Below are 3,312 nucleotides of genomic sequence, written 5' to 3' on the forward strand. Positions count from 1 at the left end.
CCCGGTCCCGGTGAGGTGGGCCCGCCTCGTGTTTTCTGACACATGACGTCGGTTGAGTACGCGGACCGTCGGTCTGGCCGACCAGCTCGGTGTGCGCGCGGTGCTGACCAATGCGGTCCGCTACGTCGACCCCGAACAGCACCGGCTGGCCGACGTGCTGGACGCGGCGAGGCTGCTGCGGCCCATCGACCGCCGCCACCTGGACGGCGGCGAGCGCTGGCTCAAGGCTCCGGCCGCCATGGCGACGGCCACCCAGCGGATCGCCGACGCGGCCGGTGCCGGCCGCGGGCGCGCCGCGGCCCTGCTGTCCGAGACCGAGGCGACGGGCGAGAGCTGCACCGTCGATCCGGTGCGCGACCTGGGACTTGGCCGGCCGCACTTTCCCGAGCCGGCGGTCGTCGGCGCGGGAGAGGAGGCCGGTTCGGCGATGCGCCTGCTGCGCCAGGCGAACTCCACGCCCGCCAGGAACAGTTCAGCGCCGAGGMCCTGGCCTCGATGGTCGGGGGCGAGAATGCCGCCGATCTCACCCCTGTCGTAGTCGAGTTCGAGGTACCCGGCGTAGCGCCCGGTGTCGCGGCGCACACAGACCATGAACTCGGGCATCTCGGGGCTGGGTTCGAAGGGCTCGGCCAGCTCGGGGTTGGACCGGATGAACCAACGGGGGGTGGCGCCGGCGGGGCCCATGCGCAGCAGTTTGGTGAACCGGGCAAGGGAGGAAGAGGGAGCTGCAAACTTCCGAGGTGGCGGCCGAGTTCCCTTTGACGCGCAAACGACCGGGGGTGTCGTTGATGATGACCCAAGTGAAGACCACGGCAGGACAACGCTGAGTAGGGGGCCTTCGGCCACGCCAGCAGGGAGGCTTCACCCTACGATGCTGCTGACGGCTTCAAGAGCTGCAAAGGCCGCGCGCCGATTGGGTTTTGCTGCACGGTGACGCTCGGTCGCGTCCCAGAGAACATGGCAGCCACTGGCCCGTAGTGAGATTCTCTGACCCGGTTCGAAGGACTCACACAGCTGGCCGTCGGCCCAGTAGGCATGGTGTCGAACGCCCCGACACCGAAGGAGACTGTGATCGTCTGAGTGCCTTGAGACAGCGACGCAAGGATCTTGGGCTGGACACCTATGACGCCTCAAGTCTCCACGCAGAAGGCCCATCCAGTGACTCTGCCCACCCTGAGAACTGAGGCGTCAGCAGTTGGCTGCCCCTCTGAGGTCGCCACCCGTCGGCCGGGCACCGAGTTCGATGGGGTGAGATCGGTGTATCTCAACTGCGGTTGCCTCAACGAGCACTGACGATGCCGAAGTCGCGTTCCTGGCGGAAGCGGGCGGCGAGCCGGGCCCCTTCGCCGGGCAGCAGCTCACCGTCCTGCACGGCGTTGCCGACCTCGAACCAGGCCTCGTCACCTACCAAAGCGCCGCGGCCGGGTTCGCCAGTCGAGCTACGGCAGGTGTCCGTGGCCACCGGCATCGCTGAGCAGGAAGCAGAAGCAGCGGTTGTGATCCGGCCCTATACCGCGCTTTGAGGCAGGGCCGGGGAATCTCCCCGGCCCTGCCTCAAGGCTTGTCAGGCGAAGTTCCTCATCGCCTGCTGCAGGTCGACCTGGCCCGCATCGGGCCGGATGGGGCTGCTGAACGGCCCGGCCGGGTCAACACCCAAACTGTTCAGACACCGCGTGACGATGAGAGCTTCCCCTGGCACCAGACGGGGGAGCACGGGCCGCCAGCTTTCCAGGTCGTACGTGTCCCCGGTGATCCACTTGCTGCCCTCTTGAGGCACTGCGATCCACGAGTTCAGCTGGTGGCATTCCAGCTGGTCCCAGATAGTGTCGGCCAGCCCTCCGTACAGTCCCGGCACGCATGCCTGGATTGCGTGCCACTGCTCGACGACCGCGTCGCGGGGAGTGGGCGAGAAGGCGGCATTCAACCGGGCCTCCTGCGTGGGTGTCAGCACGATCTGGAACTGGTTGTCGCCCCATGAAGCGACTTCGATCTTTTCGACATACTTGCTCGGCCCGCAGTACGCAGCGGGAGCAGCCTCCGCAGACGGTGCGAGCCCCATCACACCGAACGCGGCTGCCGCCAGTGCGAGGAGGCCTGCCGCCGACTTGCGGGCGGCGAGGCGGGGGAGCTTTGCTCGCTTCATGAACGCTTGAGTTCCCTTCAGGAGGTGAGCCGTGAAGGCCCGTTGATGTTGCGTGGATGCAATCAGCATGGCGGCCGCGGCCATCTCCGACGCACGGATACAGGCCCAAAAGCCAAGGTCGGACAGCGATTGGACACTTGTGAGCAAGTGAATTCAGGGGCAGGGCCGCTTGTAGCTGCGATCCACAGGCAGGTACTTGGCCCACTCCTCGCGGGTGAGGGGGGCACCCGTGGTGCGGCAGATCAGTGCGATCGCGTCATCGACGTCGGTGGCCCAGATCCACGCCTTCTGTTCGTCACCGCCAGCGAYCAAAGTCCGTGTACCGGCTTTGTAGTTGATCGGGTACATGGCGCCGCTGCCCATCCGGAGCGTCGCGTACACCGTGGGCACGTCGCGTCCATGCAGGTTCCACAGCCATACCGTGCCGTCGCCTGCGGTTGCAGCCAGGCCGGTGCCGTCGCTGGTGAAGGCGAGGGCGAAGACATAGCCATCGGGACCGGTCAGTGGTTTCCCGATGGCTTTCGGATGGCTGGGGTGGGTGAGGTCGTAGAGCCGGACGGTGCTGTCAGCGAGACCGACGGCCAGCAGGGTGCTGTCCGGGCTGAACACGGCCGAGTAGACGTAGTGCTGAGCCGGGGTGAGGGGCTCGCCCAGGGGGCGCGGCCTGCCGGGGTTGCTGACGTCCCAGAGCCTGACCGTCTTGTCTGCGCTTGCGGCTACAAGGAGCTTGCCGTTGGATGCGAATCCGACGTCGGTCACCATGCCGGCGAACTCGCCGGGAGTGGCCAACAAGGCGGGACGCTCGGGTGTTCGCACATCCCACAGATGCACGGCTCCGTCACGTGCCCCGGTGGCCAGCGTGGTGCTGTCCGGGCTGAAGGCCRGGCTCTCCACCTGTAGAGGATGCGCCTTGAGCGGGGGGCCCAGCCGAGTCATGTGGGTGGAGCTGCCAAGCTTCCAGAGTTGTACGGTTCCGGATCGGCCGTGGCCCTGGGCGAGGAGGCGGCCGTTGGGGGCGAAGGCGACCGTGCCGGAAAAGCCGTCCGGGTTGGACAAGGCGGGCCCGAGCCGGCGCGGTGCTTGCGGGTTGCTGACTTCCAGGAGCTGCAGGTCACTGCTGCCCAGAGCCAGCTTCCGCCCATCAGGGCTGAAGCGCGCTGCGCTGACGG

The 3,312-nt window shown here is 67.3% G+C and carries 3 protein-coding genes and 1 pseudogene; 1 reads left to right on the forward strand and 3 read right to left on the reverse strand.

The genetic code is table 11. The features are described from left to right. Positions 1-145: 145 nt before the first annotated feature. Positions 146-445, forward strand: a pseudogene (locus EAO75_RS44250) (DNA polymerase III subunit alpha); the annotation flags it as partial. A gap of 834 nt (positions 446-1,279) precedes the next feature. On the opposite strand, the gene EAO75_RS44260 reads toward EAO75_RS44250, so the two are convergent. The 3 genes from EAO75_RS44260 to EAO75_RS44270 form a co-directional block, all read right to left on the reverse strand. Continuing rightward, positions 1,280-1,468, reverse strand: coding sequence for a hypothetical protein (locus tag EAO75_RS44260; protein WP_148000786.1), 189 nt, complete (start codon positions 1,466-1,468; stop codon positions 1,280-1,282). A gap of 96 nt (positions 1,469-1,564) precedes the next feature. Next, a complete protein-coding gene (locus EAO75_RS44265) occupies positions 1,565-2,212 on the reverse strand; it encodes a DUF2599 domain-containing protein (protein WP_222724041.1) in 648 nt (215 codons plus the stop codon). An 84-nt stretch (positions 2,213-2,296) separates the two neighbouring features. Beyond that, positions 2,297-3,312 (reverse strand): WD40 repeat domain-containing protein (locus EAO75_RS44270; RefSeq protein ID WP_148000788.1); only part of this gene is annotated, 1,016 nt, incomplete at its 5' end.

Source organism: Streptomyces sp. UW30, from assembly GCF_008042075.1.
Taxonomy (GTDB): domain Bacteria; phylum Actinomycetota; class Actinomycetes; order Streptomycetales; family Streptomycetaceae; genus Streptomyces.